The organism is Pseudomonas sp. 11/12A (assembly GCF_000800055.1).
In the GTDB taxonomy this organism is placed as follows: domain Bacteria; phylum Pseudomonadota; class Gammaproteobacteria; order Pseudomonadales; family Pseudomonadaceae; genus Aquipseudomonas; species Aquipseudomonas mohnii.
The window spans coordinates 4,881,935-4,901,460 of sequence record NZ_JUGV01000001.1 but is presented as its reverse complement, the minus strand read 5'-3'; the positions used below and the strand labels follow the sequence as shown (position 1 = coordinate 4,901,460).

At 61.4% G+C, this 19,526-nt stretch carries 18 protein-coding genes; 8 read left to right on the top strand and 10 right to left on the bottom strand.

Annotation, left to right across the window (positions count from 1 at the left end):
* Positions 1–68: 68 nt before the first annotated feature.
* From GQ39_RS22600 to GQ39_RS22585, 4 genes are all read right to left on the bottom strand, one after another.
* Complete coding sequence (locus tag GQ39_RS22600) at positions 69–1,052, bottom strand: FecR domain-containing protein (protein WP_047534273.1); 984 nt, start codon at positions 1,050–1,052, stop codon at positions 69–71.
* On the bottom strand, positions 1,049–1,567 hold the full coding sequence (locus GQ39_RS22595) for an RNA polymerase sigma factor (protein ID WP_047534270.1): 519 nt from the start codon (positions 1,565–1,567) through the stop codon (positions 1,049–1,051). Before GQ39_RS22595 ends, GQ39_RS22600 begins: the two co-directional genes overlap by 4 nt.
* 190 nt (positions 1,568–1,757) lie before the next feature.
* The gene (locus GQ39_RS22590; protein WP_047534268.1) at positions 1,758–2,465 is read right to left on the bottom strand and encodes a 3'-5' exonuclease; all 708 of its coding nucleotides are present in this window, start codon (positions 2,463–2,465) and stop codon (positions 1,758–1,760) included.
* Positions 2,462–4,402 carry a putative nucleotidyltransferase substrate binding domain-containing protein gene (locus GQ39_RS22585; RefSeq protein ID WP_047539101.1) on the bottom strand — a complete coding sequence of 647 codons (1,941 nt, stop codon included), beginning with the start codon at positions 4,400–4,402 and terminating at the stop codon, positions 2,462–2,464. Before GQ39_RS22585 ends, GQ39_RS22590 begins: the two co-directional genes overlap by 4 nt.
* A gap of 253 nt (positions 4,403–4,655) precedes the next feature.
* Here GQ39_RS22585 and GQ39_RS22580 point away from each other — a divergent pair, with 253 nt between their 5' ends.
* Positions 4,656–5,102, top strand: a complete 447-nt coding sequence (locus GQ39_RS22580; protein ID WP_047534265.1) for a response regulator — start codon at positions 4,656–4,658, stop codon at positions 5,100–5,102.
* 105 nt (positions 5,103–5,207) lie between these two features.
* Here the strand turns inward: GQ39_RS22580 and GQ39_RS22575 are convergent, their stop codons facing one another.
* Positions 5,208–7,385: a malate synthase G gene (locus tag GQ39_RS22575; RefSeq protein ID WP_047534262.1), complete on the bottom strand. Its 2,178-nt coding sequence runs from the start codon at positions 7,383–7,385 to the stop codon at positions 5,208–5,210.
* A 512-nt stretch (positions 7,386–7,897) separates the two neighbouring features.
* Here GQ39_RS22575 and GQ39_RS22570 point away from each other — a divergent pair.
* On the top strand, positions 7,898–8,416 hold the full coding sequence (locus tag GQ39_RS22570) for a glycine cleavage system protein R (protein WP_047534260.1): 519 nt from the start codon (positions 7,898–7,900) through the stop codon (positions 8,414–8,416).
* 215 nt (positions 8,417–8,631) lie between these two features.
* Here the strand turns inward: GQ39_RS22570 and rarD are convergent, their stop codons facing one another.
* The 5 genes from rarD to GQ39_RS22545 form a co-directional block, all read right to left on the bottom strand.
* Complete coding sequence (gene rarD, locus GQ39_RS22565; RefSeq protein ID WP_047534258.1) at positions 8,632–9,519, bottom strand: EamA family transporter RarD; 888 nt, start codon at positions 9,517–9,519, stop codon at positions 8,632–8,634.
* Positions 9,520–9,702: 183 nt separating this feature from the next.
* Entirely contained in the window at positions 9,703–10,677 is a 975-nt protein-coding gene (locus tag GQ39_RS22560) for a serine/threonine protein kinase (RefSeq protein WP_047534256.1), read from the bottom strand.
* A gap of 179 nt (positions 10,678–10,856) precedes the next feature.
* On the bottom strand, positions 10,857–12,758 hold the full coding sequence (locus GQ39_RS22555) for a PhoX family protein (RefSeq protein WP_047534253.1): 1,902 nt from the start codon (positions 12,756–12,758) through the stop codon (positions 10,857–10,859).
* A gap of 67 nt (positions 12,759–12,825) precedes the next feature.
* Positions 12,826–13,590, bottom strand: a complete 765-nt coding sequence (locus tag GQ39_RS22550; protein ID WP_047534251.1) for a TOBE domain-containing protein — start codon at positions 13,588–13,590, stop codon at positions 12,826–12,828.
* Positions 13,591–13,653: 63 nt separating this feature from the next.
* Positions 13,654–14,394: a ComF family protein gene (locus GQ39_RS22545; RefSeq protein WP_047534249.1), complete on the bottom strand. Its 741-nt coding sequence runs from the start codon at positions 14,392–14,394 to the stop codon at positions 13,654–13,656.
* 90 nt (positions 14,395–14,484) lie between these two features.
* On the opposite strand from GQ39_RS22545, the gene bioB reads away from it, so the two are divergent.
* From bioB to GQ39_RS22515, 6 genes are all read left to right on the top strand, one after another.
* Positions 14,485–15,540, top strand: a complete 1,056-nt coding sequence (gene bioB / locus GQ39_RS22540) for a biotin synthase BioB (RefSeq protein WP_047534246.1) — start codon at positions 14,485–14,487, stop codon at positions 15,538–15,540.
* Between the two features lie 193 nt (positions 15,541–15,733).
* Entirely contained in the window at positions 15,734–16,912 is a 1,179-nt protein-coding gene (gene bioF / locus GQ39_RS22535; protein WP_047534244.1) for an 8-amino-7-oxononanoate synthase, read from the top strand.
* Positions 16,905–17,636 (top strand): alpha/beta fold hydrolase, encoded by a 732-nt coding sequence (locus GQ39_RS22530; protein ID WP_047534243.1) that lies wholly within the window; start codon positions 16,905–16,907, stop codon positions 17,634–17,636. The genes bioF and GQ39_RS22530 overlap by 8 nt, the downstream gene beginning before the upstream one ends.
* Entirely contained in the window at positions 17,629–18,441 is an 813-nt protein-coding gene (gene bioC, locus GQ39_RS22525) for a malonyl-ACP O-methyltransferase BioC (protein ID WP_047534240.1), read from the top strand. Before GQ39_RS22530 ends, bioC begins: the two co-directional genes overlap by 8 nt.
* Positions 18,438–19,118 (top strand): dethiobiotin synthase, encoded by a 681-nt coding sequence (bioD, locus tag GQ39_RS22520; RefSeq protein ID WP_047534235.1) that lies wholly within the window; start codon positions 18,438–18,440, stop codon positions 19,116–19,118. Before bioC ends, bioD begins: the two co-directional genes overlap by 4 nt.
* A gap of 107 nt (positions 19,119–19,225) precedes the next feature.
* A complete protein-coding gene (locus GQ39_RS22515; RefSeq protein WP_047534232.1) occupies positions 19,226–19,522 on the top strand; it encodes a hypothetical protein in 297 nt (98 codons plus the stop codon).
* Positions 19,523–19,526 lie beyond the last annotated feature (4 nt).

Genomic DNA, 19,526 nt, shown 5'->3' with positions numbered 1-19,526 from the left:
TTTAAGGCCCCGCGTTTATCCAATGAGCATGGCGTTATCGTTAACGACCATCGCTGGCAGGCCAGCTCCTACAGGGGATTGCGCTTGGCCTCAGTCTTCGCCGCCACCGTCACCCACCATGAGGTGTGCTGCTCAATCTGCACCGGCAGGGTCGGCAGCAGGGCGTCCAGCGCCAGATTGGTGTCCTTGAGCGGGAAGCTGCCGGTGATCCGCAGGTCGGCCACTGCCGGTGACACGCCCAAATGTCCGGGGCGATAACGGCCAAGCTCACGGACAAGGTCTTCCAGGCGAGCGTTGTCCACCACCAGCATGCCGCGCGTCCAGGCATCGGCGCCGAGGCCGAGCGCAGTCACCGGGCCCAGGCTGTCGTTGCGTATCAGCACTTGCTGGCCTTCGCGCAGGATCTGCTCTTGCGGGCTCGATTCAGGGTGTGCGGCCACTGCCGACTGCAGCACGCTCAGGCGCGTGCCTTGTGCTTCGCGCTTGACCAGAAAACGCGTGCCCAGGGCGCGCATGCTGCCTTCGCGGGTTTCGACGATAAACGGTCGGGCATCGCCATGGGCCGTTTCGATCAGGATCTCGCCTTCCTGAAGAATGACCCGGCGCTGCTCCTCGTCGAAGCGAACGTCGACGGCGCTGTGGGTGTTGAGGTTGATCAGCGTGCCGTCGGCCAGGCGCAGGGTGCGTTGTTCGCCAGTGGCGGTGCGCTGGTCCGCCAGCCAATAGTCGAGCGGCAGGTAACGATCTGCGGTGAACAGCGCCAGGCCCATCACGGCGACGACGCTGGCCATGCCGCTGCCAAGCTTGCGCATGCGTCGGCGAAGGCTTTCGCGCGATTGCAGCAGGGCGGTGCGGGCCGGGCCGCTGGCGACACTGAAACGCTGGTCGAGCATGCCCAACTGGCGCCAGGCGCGAGCGTGTTCTTCGTGGGCGGCATGCCATTTGGAGAACGCTTCGCGCTCTACCGGGTTGCCGGAGTCCAGCGACAGCTGCCAGGCAATCGCCGCGTCCAGCACCTGTGCCGACACCGGCCTGGAACTGATCGGGTTCATGTCGGCTCACCGTACAGCGCGATGTAGCACTGCCGAATGCCTTGGGCCAGGTACTGACGCACCCGTGGTACCGATACGCCCAGGCGTTCGGCGATTTGCGCGTGATTGAGGCCGTCGAGACGGTTGTAGAGAAACGCCGCCCGCGCCTTGCTCGACAGTTTGCCGAGCAGGCGATCGATGTTTTTCAGGTCTTCAAGGATCATTTGCTGTTCTTCCACCGACGGTTGCTCGGCTTCGGGTATCAGCATCAGATCGGTCAGGTAAGCCTGTTCCAGTGCGGCTCTACGGAAGTGGTCAAACAGCAGGCCTTTGGCAATTGCCACCAGAAAGGCCCGAGGCTCGCGCGGTTCCTTCAATTGCTCACGGCCGAGCAAACGCACGAACGTGTCCTGACTCAGGTCTTCGGCCCGTTGCGGGCAGGCAACGTTGCGCCGAAGCCAGGCCAACAGCCAACCGCGATGGTCGCGATATAACGCACCGACGAGCTCATTCTGGGGGCTTGGGACTGACGTCACGTTGCATTACCGATTGGGAAACGTTAACTAACGAGAATAGTTCGCGATTGTGTCAGAGGCGGGGGAGGTAAAGCAATTGGCGTTGGTCGGGAGACCGCGTCATCGTTTATCGCGGGCACGCCACAAGGTTATGCACAATTCCTGTGGGAGCGTGGCTTGCCCGCGATGAGGCCGGAACAGAGGTTGAAGATCAGAAGGACGGTGTGCGCTGCCGTCGCTTCCACTGATTCAAGCGCTGCTGCAAATTCAACGGGCTATGAATCTGCTGCTGCCGTGCCCGGCTGAACAGGATCAGCGCCAATTCGGCGGTCGCCAGGGCATCGGCGCTGGCGTTGTGGCGCTCGAAGACTTCGAGCTTGAACCAGTCGATCCACTCGTCCAGCCCGGCTTCGCGGATGTTGGCTTGCGGGCACAGCAGCGGGGCGATGTCCGCCACATCCAGAAAGGGATGCTGCAACTTGTAGCCCAGATGATCTTTCAAGGCGCGGCCGAGCATGTGTTGATCGAAAGGCGCATGGAAGGCCAGGATCGGGCTGTCACCGACGTACTCCATGAATTCGACCAATGCCAGCGCCGGGTCACTGCCGGCGGCAATCGCGCTGGGTCCGATGCCGTGGATCAAGACGCTGGGTCCGAGTTTGACTTCGGTGCACTGCAGGGTGCGTTCGAACTGTTGGCTGAAATCGATCGCGCCGTCCTCGATCACCACCGCGCCGATGGACAGCACGCGGTCCTTGTTCAGGTTCAGCCCGGTGGTCTCCAGGTCCAGTACGACCCAGCGCTGTTCGCGCAGGCTGCATTCACTCAGCCCAGTCGGTGTTGGCAAGCGTTGCAGGCGAAGTTGCAGCTCCCCGGACAGGATCGGGCCGGCCGGGCGCAGCCATGAAAACAGGCTCATAGCTGATACCGCAGGGTCAGGCTGCTTTGCAGGCGTTGGGCCTGGCGCAGCGATTCACGCAGGATGCGTCGGTCCAGATGATTGAGGCTGTCCGGGTCCACGCGGTTGGAGTAGGGCAGGTTTTCCCGGGTCTGGCGTTGATGTTGCTGCATGCGGGTTTGCTGAATGAAGTGATACGCCTCTTCATACGCTGCACCGTCCAGGGCGTCGATGACCTCCTTGTCGACCAACTGGCGAAACCGCTCCAGCGTATTGTTCGCTTCGACGCCGTTGGCCAGGGCCAGTAAACGTGCAGCATCGACGAACGGGGCCAGGCCCTGGACCTTCAGGTCGAGGGTCGCCTTCTCGCCATTTTTCCGGGCCAGCACAAACTCACGGAAACGGCCCACGGGTGGACGATTGCGCAAGGCGTTCTCGGCCATCATGCGCTGGAACAAGCGGTTGTCGCCGACTTGATCGAGAATTGCGCGGCGCAACTGTTCGCAGCCTTGCTCGCTGCCCCAGACCACGCGCAAATCGAAATAGATACTCGAACCGAGCAGGTTCTCCGGCGTTGCCTCGCGGATAAATGCTGCAAAACGCCGAGCCCATTCGGTTCGGGACAAACACAGCTCGGGGTTGCCGGCCATGATGTTGCCCTTGCACAGGGTGAAGCCGCACAGGGCCAGGCTCTGGTTGATCTGCTGGGCGATGGGCAGCAACTTGCCGCGAATTTCAGCGGCGTGGGCGGCGTCCCGCGCTTCAAAGATGATGCCGTTGTCCTGATCCGTGTGCAGGGTTTGCTCGCGGCGGCCTTCGCTGCCGAAACACAGCCAACTGAACGGCACGCCGGGGTCGCCTTTCTCGGCCAGGGTCAACTCGATCACCCGGCACACGGTATGGTCGTTGAGCAGCGTGATGATGTGGGTGATCTGGGTCGAAGACGCGCCGTGGGCCAGCATGCGTTCCACCAGTTGACCGATCTCGCCGCGCAGGGTGACCAGGTTTTCCACACGCTGGGCGCTGCGAATGGTGCGCGCCAGGTGCACCAGGTCGACCCGTTGCAGGGAAAACAGGTCACGTTCCGAGACCACACCGCACAGGCGCTGGTTCTTGACCAGGCAGACGTGGGCGATGTGGCGCTCGGTCATGGCAATGGCGGCGTCAAAGGCACTGTGATCCGGCGACAGGAAAAACGGCGCATGGGTCATGTGCCGTTCGATGGTTTCGTTGAAGTCATTCGTGCCGTTGGCCACGACCTGACGCAAGTCACGCAGGGTGAAAATCCCCAGCGGCGCCTTTTGCGCATCGACCACCACAATGCTGCCCACCTGCTGTTCATGCATCAGGGTCACGGCTTCGCGCAGCGGTGTCTCCGGGCTGCAGGTCACCGGATGGCGCATGGCCAATTCGCCGAGGCGGGTGTTGAGCGAGTATTGGGTGCCGAGGGTTTCCACGGCCTTTTGCTGGACCTGCTGGTTGACCTGATCCAACAGACTACTGACGCCGCGTAGGGCAAAGTCGCGGAAGGTGCTGGAAATGGCGAACAGTTTGATGAACGCGAGCTTGTTCAGCTGTAGGCAAAAAGTGTCTTCGGCGGCGAGATGCTCGGTGCGGGTCGCCCGCTCGCCCAGCAACGCGGCGAGGGGAAAACACTCGCCGGTGGTGATTTCGAAGGTCGTTTCAGTGCCGCCCTTGGCCGTGTGCGGACGTTCGCCCACGACCCGGCCCTGCTTGACGATGTAAAAGTGTTCAACCGGGCCATCGGCAGGCTTGATGATGCTTTCGCCGGGCGCATAAAAACGCAGCTGACACTGCTCAACCAGGTACGCCAGGTGCGCGTGTTCCATTTGATTGAAGGGCGGGAAGCGCTGAAGGAATTGCAAGGTGCCCTGGATGTTCTGCAACACCGCGGTTTTCCCTGCCTGTGTGAAGGCGTCCGCTTTACTCATAACCATAACCGCAGTCTTGTTGGATTTTTTGTCGTCGGATGACTCGGCCATGGTCGGCCCCTGCGGTCCGGGTGCCCATTGGACGTAAGTCTAGGTAGGTGATGTGTGTGAGGGAATGTCGGAAAAGCCTTACGCAATTGTGCGAAAAACCTCGCAGCCTCCCTATTGGAAAAATATCCGACGAAGTGCACATTGAAGGTCTGCTTAGCGATGTCTGACCACTGTGCTAGGGAATTGAACTGAACATGTAGAGAAAGCCATGTCCGACCACGATATTTTGAGTGACGCCGAGCGCGAGGCGCTCAGTGCCGTCATGCTGGAACCTGACTTGCCGCCGCAGCGCGTGCTGATCGTCGATGACGATAAAGACGCCCGGGAATTGTTGTCAGAGATTCTGGCGCTGGACGGGATTCGCTGCCTGACCGCCGCCAGTGGCGAGACCGCACTCAAAATGCTGGCAGAGAAACCGGCGATTGGCCTGGTGATCACCGATCTGCGAATGGGCCACATAGACGGCCTGGATCTGATCCGCCGGGTGCGTGAGTCGGAGCGGGCGGCGATGCCGATCATCATCGTCTCGGGGGATGCCGACGTGAAAGACGCCATTGCAGCGATGCATTTGAGTGTGGTGGATTTCCTGCTCAAGCCGATTGATAGCGGTCAGTTGCTGGCGCTGGTGAAGCATGAGTTGGGGATGGAGTCTTAGGCCAGACCTGTCAGCGCCGCTCGCTCCCACAGGGAATCGCATTTGCAAAAGAAAAAGCCCTGATCGTTCGATCAGGGCTTTTTCATGTCCGGCGCAAACGCTCAGTTACAGGCCATTGGCAGCCTTGAACTCGCGACGACGACGGTGCAGGACCGGCTCGGTGTAGCCGTTTGGCTGCTGGGTACCTTCGATCACCAGTTCGACGGCTGCCTGGAAGGCGATGTTGCTGTCGAAGTTCGGTGCCAGCGGACGATACAGCGCATCCCCGGCATTCTGACGGTCCACCACTGGCGCCATGCGCTTGAGGCTTTCCATCACTTGCTCTTGAGTGACGATACCGTGACGCAGCCAGTTGGCGATGTGCTGGCTGGAAATACGCAGCGTCGCACGGTCTTCCATCAGGCCGATGTCGTTGATGTCCGGCACTTTCGAACAGCCGACGCCCTGGTCGATCCAGCGCACCACGTAACCGAGAATGCCCTGGGCGTTGTTGTCCAGTTCGTTCTTGATCTGCTCGGCGGTCCACTGCGGATTGACCGCCAGCGGGATGGTCAGGATGTCGTCCACCGAGGCGTGAGCACGTTTGGCCAGTTCGGCCTGACGCGCGAACACGTCAACCTTGTGGTAGTGCAGCGCGTGCAAGGCAGCGGCGGTCGGCGAAGGGACCCAGGCGGTGTTGGCGCCGGCCAGTGGATGAGCGATTTTCTGTTCGAGCATCGCGGCCATCAGGTCCGGCATGGCCCACATGCCTTTACCGATTTGTGCGCGACCTTGCAGGCCGGTGCTCAAGCCGATATCGACGTTGGAGTTCTCGTAGGCGCCAATCCATTTTTCCGCCTTCATGTCGGCCTTGCGCACCATCGGGCCGGCTTCCATGGAGGTGTGGATTTCGTCGCCGGTACGGTCGAGGAAGCCGGTGTTGATGAACACCACGCGCTCGCTGGCAGCCTTGATGCAGGCCTTGAGGTTGATCGTGGTACGACGCTCCTCGTCCATGATCCCGACTTTGAGGGTGTTGCGTGGCAGGGCCAGCACGTCTTCGATGCGACCGAACAGCTCGTTGGTGAACGCCGCTTCTTCCGGGCCGTGCATTTTCGGTTTGACGATGTAGATCGAACCGGTGCGGGTGTTTTTGCGCGACGTGTTGCCGTTCAGGTTGTGCAGTGCGGCCAGGCAAGTGACCAGGCCATCGAGGATACCTTCCGGCACTTCGTTGCCGTCTTTATCGAGGATCGCGTCGATGGTCATCAGGTGACCGACGTTGCGCACGAACAGCAACGAACGGCCATGCAGGCTCAGTTCACTGCCATCGACGGCGGTGTAGGTGCGGTCGGCGTTCATGGTGCGGGTAAACGTCTGACCACCCTTGGCGACTTCTTCCGATAGATCGCCCTTCATCAGGCCGAGCCAGTTGCGGTAGATCACCACTTTGTCATCGGCATCGACTGCAGCGACCGAGTCTTCGCAATCCATGATGGTGGTCAGCGCCGCTTCCATCAGGATGTCTTTGACACCGGCGGCATCGGTCTGGCCGACCGGGGTGCTGGCATCGACCTGGATTTCGAAATGCAGGCCGTTGTTTTTCAGCAGGATCGCGGTGGGTGCCGAGGCAGCGCCCTGGAAGCCGATCAGTTGGGCATCGTTGCGCAGGCCGGTGTTGCTGCCGCCTTTGAGGGCGACCACCAGTTTGCCGTCAACAATGGTGTAGCGGGTAGAGTCGACGTGGGAGCCGGCCGCCAATGGCGCCGCTTCGTCGAGGAAGGCGCGGGCGAAGGCGATGACCTTGTCGCCGCGAACCTTGTTGTAGCCTTTGCCTTTTTCCGCGCCGTCAGCTTCGCTGATCGCGTCGGTGCCGTAGAGCGCGTCATACAGCGAACCCCAGCGGGCGTTCGAAGCATTGAGTGCGAAACGGGCGTTCATGACCGGCACCACGAGTTGCGGGCCGGCCATACGGGCGATTTCATCATCGACGTTTTGCGTCGTTGCCTGGAAATCGGCCGCTTCTGGCAGCAGATAACCGATGTCTTGCAGGAAGGCTTTATAGGCCACGGCATCGTGTGGTTGACCGGCACGGGATTGGTGCCAGCCATCGATACGAGCCTGGAAATCATCGCGTTTGGCGAGTAGGGCTTTGTTCTTCGGCGCCAGGTCATGAATGACCTTGTCGGCACCGGCCCAGAACGTGTCGGCGGTGAGGCCGGAACCGGGAATGGCTTCGTTGTTCACGAAGTCGAACAGGACTTTGGCGACCTGCAGGCCACCGACTTGAACGTGTTCAGTCATTGCTTGCCTCACTCTGCTCAGCTATTTCGCTTTTCAGCTCTTCAAATTAACAATGAAGCCTTTGGCATTTAAACCACAAACCCTGGGACCAGTACATGCCATTTCTGACGGCTGGGTGGGGGACCCATCAACGGCGTGGAGGCCTTGTCGACGGGACTTTCAGGGATGCGACTGCGCCTGAGGCAGACATCGATCCAACGTTATGTAGTGCGCGCTGCGGCATACTACATGATGAATTGCGGTTGTGAAAATTAGACTAATTACGTCGTTCTGCGACCCCATGACGCATTGCAGTCACGTCGAGGATCGGGATGTTCTCAAAAAAGCATGAGATTGTTCCAGTTAAATATAAAAAGTTGTACACATAATCTTTGCTGGCCCCGCGATGGGGCTTTGTTTTTTGTGGCGAGGGAGCAAGCTCTCTCGCCACAGAACAGCAGTGCCAAGCCGATTCCGGCGCCTTGCCTATACTTGGTTTTCTATAATAAAAGTCATGACCAGAGGGCTGCGCCATGGACCACCTCGTACTCACTGTTTTCGCTCCAGACAAGCCTGGGCAGGTCGAGCGCATCGCCCAATGCATTGCCGAGCACGGCGGCAACTGGCTGGAAAGCCGTATGTCGCGCATGGCCGGGCAATTTGCCGGGATCCTTCGGGTCGGCGTACCGGCAGAGGCCTACGATGAACTGGTCGATGCCCTGCAAGGTTTGTCCACCCAAGGCATTCGCGTCTTGATCGCCGAAAGCGGCATTGAGCAATCGTGCACCTGGAAACCCATCGCCATGGAGTTGGTCGGCAATGACCGGCCGGGAATCGTGCGTGATATCACTCGACTGTTGAGTGAGCAGGGCGTGAACCTGGAACGGCTGGTGACTGAAGTGCGGCCGGCGCCGATGAGCAGTGAGCCGCTGTTCCACGCCGAAGCGATTCTCGCGGTCCCCTTGACCTTGTCCCTGGATGTACTGCAATCGCGCCTGGAAACCCTGGCCGACGATCTGATGGTGGAATTGGTGCTGCGCAGCGAGTCTTGATCCGGTTATCCAAGTTAAACGTGCACCTGCCTGTGGATAACCTGTAGAGACAGCCCGCCAGACCATGCTGGCCGGGGCTCTTCAGGAATTGATCAAAAAACCAGCAGTTTCAGCGACTTGCGCACATTCGCCGGGGATCAGGTTGTGGATAACCTTGGGAAGAAACGATGCAGGCCACGGTAGACGTGGTCTGCAGAGATTTGTGCGTTTTTTGATCAGCTTCGGCGGCGCAGGCTGACCCAGGCATCGACGCTGTAAACGGCCAGGCCGGCCCAGATAAAGATGAATGCCAGTAAGGTGCTCGACGACAGGTGTTCGCCAAACAGCAGCACGGCTTGCAACAACACCAATGTCGGCGCCAGGTACTGGAGGAATCCCAACGTGGTGTAGGGCAAATGCCTTGCAGCGGCGTTGAAGCAGACCAGCGGCACCAGCGTCACCGGGCCGGCAGCGACCAGCCACCAGGCTTCGGACGTCGTCCAGAACTCAGGTTGAGCACTCACAGCCGTCGGATTGAACAGCAACCAGGCGACGGCAATCGGCACCAGCATCCAGGTTTCCACCACCAGCCCCGGCAAGGCCTTGACCGGTGCCTGTTTGCGGATCAACCCGTAGCAACCGAAGGTCAGGGCCAGCACCAGCGACACCCACGGCAGGCTCCCGACCTGCCACACCTGCTGCGCCACGCCGACCGCCGCCAGACCCACGGCGATCCACTGCATGCGCCGCAATCGTTCGCCGAGGATCAGCATGCCCAGCAGCACGTTCACCAGTGGGTTGATGTAGTAACCCAGGCTGGCTTCAAGCATGCGTCCGTTGTTCACCGACCAGACGTAGGTCAGCCAGTTGGCGGCGATCAGCGTGCCGCTCAGGGCCAGGATCGCCAGTCGTTTCGGGTTCTCCCGCAGCTCGCGCCACCAGCCCGGATGTTTCCAGACCATCAGCAGCAAAGTGCCGAACAGCGCCGACCACAACACGCGGTGGATGATGATCTCCGCGGCTGGCACGTTGGCGATGGCTTTGAAATAGAGCGGGAAAATTCCCCAAATGATGTAGGCGCTCAGGCCCAGGATGTACCCCCGACGGAGGTTGGCAGCTTGCATGCAGAGTCCTTGCTTAGGCAGCTAACAAAAAGGGGATTGTAAGGAGATTTTTCCTGATGTGCTGATCCTTGTAGGCGCGAGCCTGCTCGCGATGAACTCAAAGGCGCCGCGGGGTATCAGGTTCCCCGCGTTATCGTTCACGACCATCGCGAGCAGGCTCGCTCCTGCAGGAGGCGCTGCTGTTTAGAAGAGTTTCAGCGGCTCTTCGTTGAGGGCCGCCAATTGTTCACGCAACGCCAACACCTGATCGCCCCAATACCTTTCCGTCCCGAACCACGGAAAGCTGCGCGGGAAGGCCGGGTCGTCCCAGCGGCGGGCGAGCCAGGCGCTGTAGTGCATCAGGCGCAAGGCGCGCAGCGGTTCGATCAAGGCCAGTTCGCGCGGGTTGAAATCGTGGAACTCGTTGTAACCGTCCATCAATTCCGACAACTGCCCCAGGCAATCCTGGCGATCACCCGCCAGCATCATCCAGATGTCCTGCACCGCAGGGCCCATGCGGCAGTCATCGAGGTCGACGATGTGGAACATCTCGTCGCGGCACATCATGTTGCCGGGGTGGCAGTCGCCGTGCATACGGATGTTCTGGTGCGGGGTGGCGTCGTAGACCTCTTCCACGCGCTTGAGCAGATCGCGGGCCACTGACTCGTAAGCGGGCAACAGGCTGCGGGGGACGAAGTTGCCTTCGAGCAAGGTTGTCAGCGAGTCGTAACCGAAGTTCTTCACACCCAGGGCTTCACGGTGCTGGAACGGTTTGGTCGCGCCCACCGCGTGCAGGCGCCCGAGCAATTGCCCCAGGCGATACAACTGATCGAGGTTGCCCGGCTCCGGCGCACGGCCACCCCGGCGGGGGAACAGGGTGAAACGAAAGCCTTTGTGTTCGTGCAGGGTTTCACCGTTGTGGATCAACGGCGCGACGACCGGCACCTCGACGTCAGCGAGTTCGAAAGTGAACTGGTGTTCTTCGAGAATCGCTTCGTTGGTCCAGCGCTGCGGACGGTAGAACTTGGCGATCAGCGGCTCGGAGTCTTCGATGCCGACTTGATAGACGCGGTTCTCATAGCTGTTGAGCGCCAGAATGCGCGCGTCGCTGAGAAAGCCGATGCTTTCGACGGCATCGAGCACGAGGTCTGGGGTGAGGGTTTCAAACGGATGGGCCATGCTGACTCCTGCGCGCAGCAGGCTGCCGCGTCCGGCCAAGCATGGTAGCGCAGACGGGGCATCTTTAGTGACTGGGCTTGAGATGTGTGTGGTTTGGGCTGACGTCACCGCGAGCAAGTTCTCTCCCAGAGGTTCGGTGTTGACCATGTGGGAGCGAGCCTGCTCGCGATGACGCCGGATCAGGCGCCGACGATTCCGCCATCCTCGCGGGTAATCGCCATCACCGAAGAGCGCGGCTTGCCGTTCGGCAAATGCTCGGGGAAGGTCGATCCACCGTTTTCGCCAGGATGCTGAATCCCGACGAACAGCGTCTTCTGATCCGGCGAGAAGCTGATCCCTGTTACCTCGCACCCAATCGGTCCGACCATGAAGCGGCGAATCTCACCCGTCTTCGGGTCGGCGCAAAGCATCTGGTTGTTGCCCATGCCGGCAAAGTCGCCGGCATTGCTCATGTCGCCGTCGGTCAGAATCCACAAGCGCCCGGCCTTGTCGAAACCCAATCCGTCCGGGCTGTTGAACATGTTCTGGGCGGTGATGTTCGACGATCCGCCTTTTGGCGTCCCGGCGTGCACCTGCGGGTTGCCCGCGACCACGAACAAGTCCCAGGCGAACGTGTTCGCGCCATGGTCGTCGTGGTCGGTGCGCCAGCGCAGGATTTGCCCGTAGACGTTCTTCTCCCGCGGGTTCGGACCGCCGACCGGCTGGCCGTCTTCACCGCGTTTGGCGTTGTTGGTCAACGTGCAGTAAACCTGGCCGTCCATGGGGCTGACGACGATCCATTCCGGGCGATCCATGCGCGTGGCTTTGACCACGCTGGCGGCCAGGCGCGCATGAATCAACACCTCAGCCTGATCGGCAAAACCGCTGCTGGCGTCGATGCCGTTCTTGCCGTGGGTCAGTTCGATCCATTCACCCTGGCCCTTGGGGTGATCAGCATGACTGTCGCCGGCGTCGAAACGCGCCACGTACAAGGTGCCGTGGTCCAGCAGATCGCGGTTGGCCTTGGGGTTCTTGTGGTTGATTTTGTCGCGGCTGACGAATTTGTAGATGAACTCGCCGCGTTCATCGTCGCCCATGTACACCACGGCGCGACCGTCGCCGGTTTCCGCCAGGGCCGCGTTTTCATGTTTGAAACGGCCCAGCGCGGTGCGTTTGACCGGGGTCGATTTCGGGTCGAACGGGTCGATCTCCACCACCCAGCCGTGACGGTTGAGTTCGTTGGAGTTCTTGGCCAGGTCGAAGCGCTCGTTGTGCGGGTGCCAGTTGATTTCTTTACTGGTCGCCACCGCGCCGTAGCGTTTCTGTGCAGCATCGAATTTCTGTTCGGCATTGCTGCTGCCGAAGCAGTCGGTGAAGTTCTCTTCGCAGGTCAGATACGTGCCCCACGGCGTCTTGCCGTTGGCGCAGTTCTGGAATGTCCCGAGGACGTTTTTGCCGTGTGGATCGGCGCTGGTTTTCAACAGGTCGTGGCCAGCGGCCGGGCCGCTCAGGCTGATCGGCGAATTGCCGTGGATGCGTCGGTTGTAGTGCGAGCCCTGGACGAACTGCCAGTGACCGTTCTTGCGCTGCACCTCGATCACCGACACGCCTTCGCAGGCCAGCGCCTTGCGCACGTCTTGCGCCGACTGCGGCATGCCGCCGTGGGGATAGAGGTAGCGGTAGTTGGTGTATTCGTTGTTGATCGCCATCAGCGCCCGGTCTTTTTCACCGGGGAATTCGAACAGGCTCATGCCGTCGTTGTTGTCGCCGAACTGCACTTCCTGATGTTCGGCCGTGCCATTGCCGCTCGGGTCGAAGGCCGGGCCGTTTTTCTGCAGCGGTTGGCCCCAGCTGATCAGTACCGATGATTTGTAGCCTGGCGGCAGGGTGATCGCGTCGCTGGTGGCGGCGGGGATGCTGTCGAAACCCAGTAACTGGCTGGTGCCGGCGCTGACGCTGGCGGCCAGTACGCTGCGGCTCAGCAGGTTGCCACCCAGAAACATCGCAGCACCGCACAGGGCGCCTGCGCTGATGAAACCGCGACGGCTGAGGCCGACCATTTGTTCGAGGTCGGTGGGTTGGTTGTCTTTTAATAGGCTCACATCAGGCTCCCTGCGAATTTTGCAGTCACCTTAATGATGGGCGATGAAGCTTTTGTTGCAGTTGTCCTTATAGCGGTGTGCCGAGCAGGACGTTGGACGGCGAGAACTGCACGCGTACCGGTTTTCCGGTGCTCAGCTGGCGTGATTGCAAATGCCGGGACCCGGCCAGTGCGCAGAGTGTCAGGCCGTTGGGCAGGCCGATGCGCACTTCGCAAGGGCCGTCCTCGGCGTCGAGAATTTCTTCGATAACCCCTTCCAGGCAATTGTTTCCGGCTGTTGCCTCTTCGTCGCCGCCCAGCACCTCGAGCCAACCGGCCTTGATCAGGGCCACGACTTCGGTACCGGTTTGCAGGTCCAGGCGCAGGGTGCTGTCGTGGGTGATTTGCGCATCGAGGCTCAAGCCAGCGGCCAATTCGAGGCGAATCCGGTCGTTGTAGCCCTGGGTTTCAATGGCCGCGACCTTACCGTGCAACTGATTGCGTGCGCTGGTCCGGAGCATCAGCCGGCCAAGCAGGTCGAGGTCGCTGGCGTCCTCGGCGGCCTCCAGTACCTGGGCCTGCAGCGCCTGCAGCTTCTGATAGAGGCGCAACACGCGCTCGCCTTCGGCGGACAGTTTGGCGCCGCCACCCCCCTTGCCGCCGACACTGCGTTCCACCAACGGTTTCTGCGCGAGGTTGTTCAGCTCGTCGATGGCATCCCAAGCGGCTTTGTAGCTCAGCCCCGCGCTCTTCGCCGCGCGAGTGATCGAACCTTGCTCGGCGATGTGTTGCAGCAAGGCGATGCGTTGCGGGCGGCGGACAATGTGCTGGGACAACAACGTAGGCAAGGACATGGCAAGACGCTTTGGGCTGTGACGAGGGTGAGGACGTTGGCGGCTCGGGGCCCGGGAGTCAAGTCACGGCGACTCGCCAGGCTTGGGCGTGCGCGCCAGGCAATAAACGTCGACGCGGGTGGCCCCGGCATCCATCAGCAGGCGGGCCAGTGCGTGCGCCGTGGCGCCGGTGGTCAGTACGTCATCCACCAGCGCCAGATGGCGTCCCTTCGGTGACGCATCGGGTGCCAGGGCAAAGGCGTGGCGCAGGTTCTTCTTGCGCGCCTGGGCATTCAAGTCTTGTTGGGCGCTGGTGTCTTGAGTCCTCAACAGCAACTGCTCATCGGAAGGTATATCGAGATGGGCAGCGAGCCAGCGCGCCAGCATGGCGGCCTGATTGAACCCCCGTTGGCGCAGGCGCCGGACGGCCAGGGGCACCGCTACCAGCGTGTCGGGTCGCGGCAGGTCATTGTCGAAGCGATGTTGCAGCGATTGGGCAAGAAGTTCGCCGAGCAGGTGGCCAAATGGCCATTTGGCGCTGTGCTTGAAGCGGGTAATCAGGCTGTCGATCGGGAAGCTGTAAGTCCAGGGCGCGATCACCTGTTCGAAGGCCGGCGGCTGGTTCAGGCATTGGCCGCACGTCAGGCCGGCAGCGGGCAAGGGCAGGGCGCAGGTCTGGCAATGATCGCCGAGCCAGGGCAGCTCGGTTTCGCAGGCCATGCAGATCGGCGTGACGCCATCAGTCCGCTCATCACACAGCAAACAGGATTGTTTGTTTTTTAACCAGTTGTAAACCGGTCCTTTGTATCGTGGTTGACAGCGCATCGCTCTTCCTTAAATATGCCGAAACATCTGTGATGCGCCTGCGGGGTTCCGTTCCCGGCGCTTGCCAAGCATAAAACAAAGGAAACACCCATGAGCGCCAGCACCTCTGCAACCCTGCGTCATGACTGGTCTTTGGCCGAAGTCAAAGCACTCTTCGTTCAGCCATTCAATGACCTGTTGTTCCAGGCTCAGACGGTGCACCGTGCGCATTTCGACGCCAACCGCGTGCAGGTATCGACCCTGCTGTCGATCAAGACTGGCGCCTGCCCGGAAGATTGCAAATATTGTCCGCAGTCCGGTCACTACAACACCGGCCTGGAAAAAGAAAAACTGATGGAAGTGCAGAAGGTCCTCGAAGAGGCCGCTCGCGCCAAGGCCATCGGTTCGACCCGTTTCTGCATGGGCGCGGCGTGGAAACATCCGTCGGCCAAAGACATGCCTTACGTGCTGAAGATGGTCGAAGGCGTAAAAGCCCTGGGCCTGGAAACCTGCATGACCCTCGGTCGCCTGGATCAGGAACAGACCGAAGCCCTGGCCAAGGCTGGCCTCGACTATTACAACCACAACCTCGATACGTCGCCTGAGTTCTACGGCAGCATCATCACCACCCGCACCTATAGCGAGCGCCTGCAAACCCTGGCGTACGTACGTGATTCGGGGATGAAAATCTGCTCCGGCGGCATTCTCGGCATGGGCGAGTCCCTTGATGACCGCGCCAACCTGCTGATCCAGCTGGCCAACCTGCCGGAGCATCCGGAGTCGGTGCCGATCAACATGCTGGTGAAAGTCGCCGGAACGCCGCTGGAAAATGCCGACGACGTCGACCCGTTCGACTTCATCCGCATGCTCGCCGTTGCGCGGATCCTGATGCCGAAATCCCACGTGCGCCTGTCCGCCGGCCGCGAAGCCATGAACGAGCAGATGCAGGCCCTGGCGTTCTTTGCCGGCGCCAACTCGATTTTCTACGGCGAGAAATTGCTGACCACCGCCAACCCGCAGGCCGACAAGGACATGCAGTTGTTCTCGCGTCTGGGCATCCTGCCCGAAGCCCGCGAAGAGCACTCGGACGAAGTTCATCAGGCCGCCATCGAGCAGGCGCTGGTGGAGCAGAAGAGCAGCGAGCAGTTCTATAACGCGGCGGTTTGATGACTGCACCTGTTCCATTGTTGGAATGCAAAACACTGTGGGAGCGAGCCTGTCGAATCGTCGCACCGTCGCGATGGTCGTCAACGATGACGCGGAAAATCTGATACCCCGCGGCGTCCTCAAGCCCATCGCGAGCAAGCTCGCTCCCACACGGAACCGCGATTGCTTCTGAAACCTGACCATCGAGGCCTGCATGTCTTTCGATCTCGCCGCACGCCTTGCTGCCCGTCGTGCCGAAAATCTCTATCGTCAGCGCCCGCTGCTTGAAAGCCCGCAAGGCCCGCAAGTGGTGGTCGATGGTCAGCCATTGCTGGCGTTCTGTAACAACGATTACCTGGGCCTGGCCAATCACCCGCAAGTGATCGAGGCCTGGCGCGCTGGCGCGTCGAAGTGGGGCGTCGGCGGCGGGGCCTCGCATCTGGTGATCGGTCACAGCGGCCCCCATCACGCGCTGGAAGAAGCGCTGGCCGACCTGACCGGTCGTCCACGCGCCTTGCTGTTCACCACCGGCTACATGGCCAACCTCGGCGCAGTGACGGCGTTGGTGGGGCAGGGCGATACAGTGCTCGAAGACCGGCTCAATCACGCGTCGTTGCTGGATGCCGGGCTGTTGTCCGGCGCGCGCTTCAACCGCTATTTGCATAACGATGCGGTGAGCCTGGCCAAGCGCCTTGAGAAGGCGACCGGCAATACGCTGGTGGTCACCGACGGCGTGTTCAGCATGGACGGCGACATCGCCGACTTGCCGGCGCTGGCCCGGGAAGCCAAGGCCAAAGGCGCCTGGCTGATGGTCGATGACGCCCATGGTTTCGGTCCGCTGGGGGCCAACGGCGGCGGCATCGTCGAGCATTTCGGCCTGAGCCAGGACGAGGTGCCGGTGCTGGTCGGCACCCTTGGCAAGGCGTTTGGCACCGCAGGCGCCTTTGTCGCTGGCAGTGAGGAACTGATCGAAAGCCTGATCCAGTTCGCCCGCCCCTACATCTACACCACCAGCCAGCCTCCGGCCCTGGCCTGCGCCACCCTGAAAAGCCTGGAGCTGCTGCGCAGCGAGCACTGGCGGCGTGAGCATCTGAAAACGCTGATCAGCCAATTCCGCCGAGGTGCCGAGCAGATTGGCCTGGAGTTGATGGACAGCTTCACGCCGATCCAGCCGATCATGGTTGGCGACGCCGGGCGCGCGGTGCGCCTGTCGCAGATGTTGCGCGAGCGCGGCCTGATGGTGACCGCGATCCGCCCACCGACCGTGCCCGCCGGCAGCGCCCGGTTGCGCGTGACCCTGACCGCCGCCCATAGCGAGGCGCAGGTGCAGCTATTGCTAGAGGGACTGGCCGATTGTTTTCAGCAACTGGGACCGGAGCCAAGCCATGCGTGATCGACTGATTCTGCTACCCGGCTGGGGGCTCGGCGTTTCACCGCTGGAACCCTTGGCAGCGGCGTTGCAGGGCCTGGACGAGCGCCTGCGTGTGGAGATCGAGCCGCTGCCGGAGCTGGAGTCGAGCGATCTTGAAGAATGGCTCGACGAACTCGACTCGACGCTGCCGCAGGACGCCTGGCTCGGCGGTTGGTCCCTGGGTGGCATGCTCGCTTGCGAATTGGCGGCGCGTCGCGGTGATCGTTGCTGCGGCTTGCTGACCCTGGCGAGCAACCCGTCCTTTGTCGCCCATGAACAGTGGCCGAGTGCGATGCCCGGCGAAACCTTTGATGCGTTTCTGGCAGGCTGTTCCGCCGACCCACGGATGACGTTGAAACGCTTTTCACTGCTCTGCGCGCAAGGTGCCGAAGACCCGCGCGGCTTGTCGCGTTTGTTGCTCGGTGGCGCGCCCCATACGTCGGTGCCGGTGTTGATGAGTGGCCTGGAGTTGCTCGCACAACTGGACACCCGGCCAGCGTTGCAGGCGTTTCGCGGCCCGCAGTTGCATCTGTTCGCCGGGCTCGACGGGTTGGTGCCGGCCGAAGCGGCGGGCGACTTGCTGGCGTTGCTGCCGGATATCGAAATCGGTCTGATTGAACAGGCCAGCCACGCGTTTCTTCTGGAAGACCCCCACGGTGTGGCGGGGGCGATCCAGGCCTTTTTGCATGAGTCCGGTGATGACTGATTTATCCCTACCCGTTCCACCCGGCGGTTTGCCCGACAAGCGCCAGGTCGCGGCGTCCTTTTCCCGTGCGGCGGCGAGCTACGACAGTGTGGCCGAGTTGCAGCGTGACGTTGGCAGCCAGTTGCTGCGTCGTTTGCCGGATGATTTCGTTCCGGGGCGTTGGCTGGATCTCGGGTGTGGCACCGGGCATTTCAGTCGTGCGCTGGGCGAGCGGTTTCCCACCAGTCACGGCGTGGCGCTGGATATCGCCGAAGGCATGCTCAAGCATGCCCGGCCGCTGGGCGGCGCCACGCATTTCATCGCGGGCGATGCCGAGCGTTTGCCGCTACAGGATTCGACCTGCGATCTGATCTACTCCAGCCTGGCAGTGCAGTGGTGCGAGGACTTCGCGTCGGTGCTCGGCGAGGCCAGGCGCGTGCTGAAGCCGGGCGGTGTTTTCGCATTTGCTAGTCTGTGCGTGGGCACGTTGTTTGAACTGCGTGACAGCTGGCGGCAGGTGGACGGCATGGTTCACGTCAACCGCTTCCGCGAGTTCGCGGTTTATCAACGCTTGTGCGAGGCCAGTGGTCTGCAGGCGATCAGCCTGGAAACCCGGCCCCATGTGCTGCATTACCCCGATGTGCGCAGCCTGACCCATGAGCTCAAGGCGCTGGGGGCGCATAATCTGAATCCTGGTCGGCCGGGCGGTTTGACCGGCCGGGCGCGGATCCTGGGTTTGATTGAGGCTTATGAGCAGTTTCGTCAGGCCCAGGGACTGCCGGCGACTTATCAAGTGGTGTATGCCGTTTTGGAGAAACCCTTATGAGTGCAGCCTATTTCATCACCGGCACCGACACCGATGTCGGCAAGACCACGGTGGCCGCCGGGTTGCTGCATGCGGCGCGTTCGGCGGGCCTGAGCACCGCCGCGGGCAAGCCGGTCGCTTCCGGTTGCGAGGTCACCCCCAAGGGCTTGCGCAATGCCGATGCATTGGCGCTGCTGGCGGAGTGTTCATTGCCGTTGACTTATGCACAGGTCAACCCGGTGGCGTTCGAACCGGCCATCGCCCCGCACCTGGCCGCGCGTGAGGCGGGCGTGGCGTTGACGGTACAGTCCCTGTTGGCACCGATGCGGCAGATTCTCGACAGGCAGGCCGATTTCACCCTGATCGAAGGGGCCGGTGGCTGGCGCGTGCCGTTGGCGGATCAGGCCAATCTGTCCGACCTGGCGATAGCGCTGGACCTGCCGGTGATTCTGGTGGTTGGCGTGCGCCTGGGCTGCATCAGCCATGCGTTGCTGACGGCCGAGGCGATTGCCCGGGACGGTTTGCAACTGGCAGGCTGGGTGGCCAACATCATCGATCCGAAAACCTCGCGGCTGGAAGAAAACCTGGCGACCCTCGCCGAACGAATCCCGGCGCCGTGCCTGGGACGTGTGCCGAAACTCAAGGTGGTGACGGCTGAAGCGGTGGCGGAGCATCTTCAACTGGATCTGCTTGACTAGGCTTTGCCTATGACAAGGCACTGTGCCATTAGTGTTTTTGTCGGGTGTTTTGCCGCCGGCTCTGGTTCAATGCGCACTATTGATCCTTTGCAAAGACGGGTTCTCCCATGGAAATCTCAGGAAGCACCGCTTTTTATGCCGGTCTGAGCACTATTCAGACAGGGCAGAACCGTGTCGACCAGGCCGCCAGTCAAATCGCCAACTCGACGATCGAGCGCTCGGTGACCAGCCAATCTTCAGAAGCTCAAGTTGATCGGTTGCGTTCGGTCGATCGTAGTCAGCAATCGGACCTGGCCAGCAACGTGGTCGAGCTGTCCCAAGGCAAATTTCAGGTTGAGCTGGGGGCCAGGGTGGCCAAGGCATCCGATGAAATGCTCGGTACGCTGATCGATACGTTCGCCTGATTCC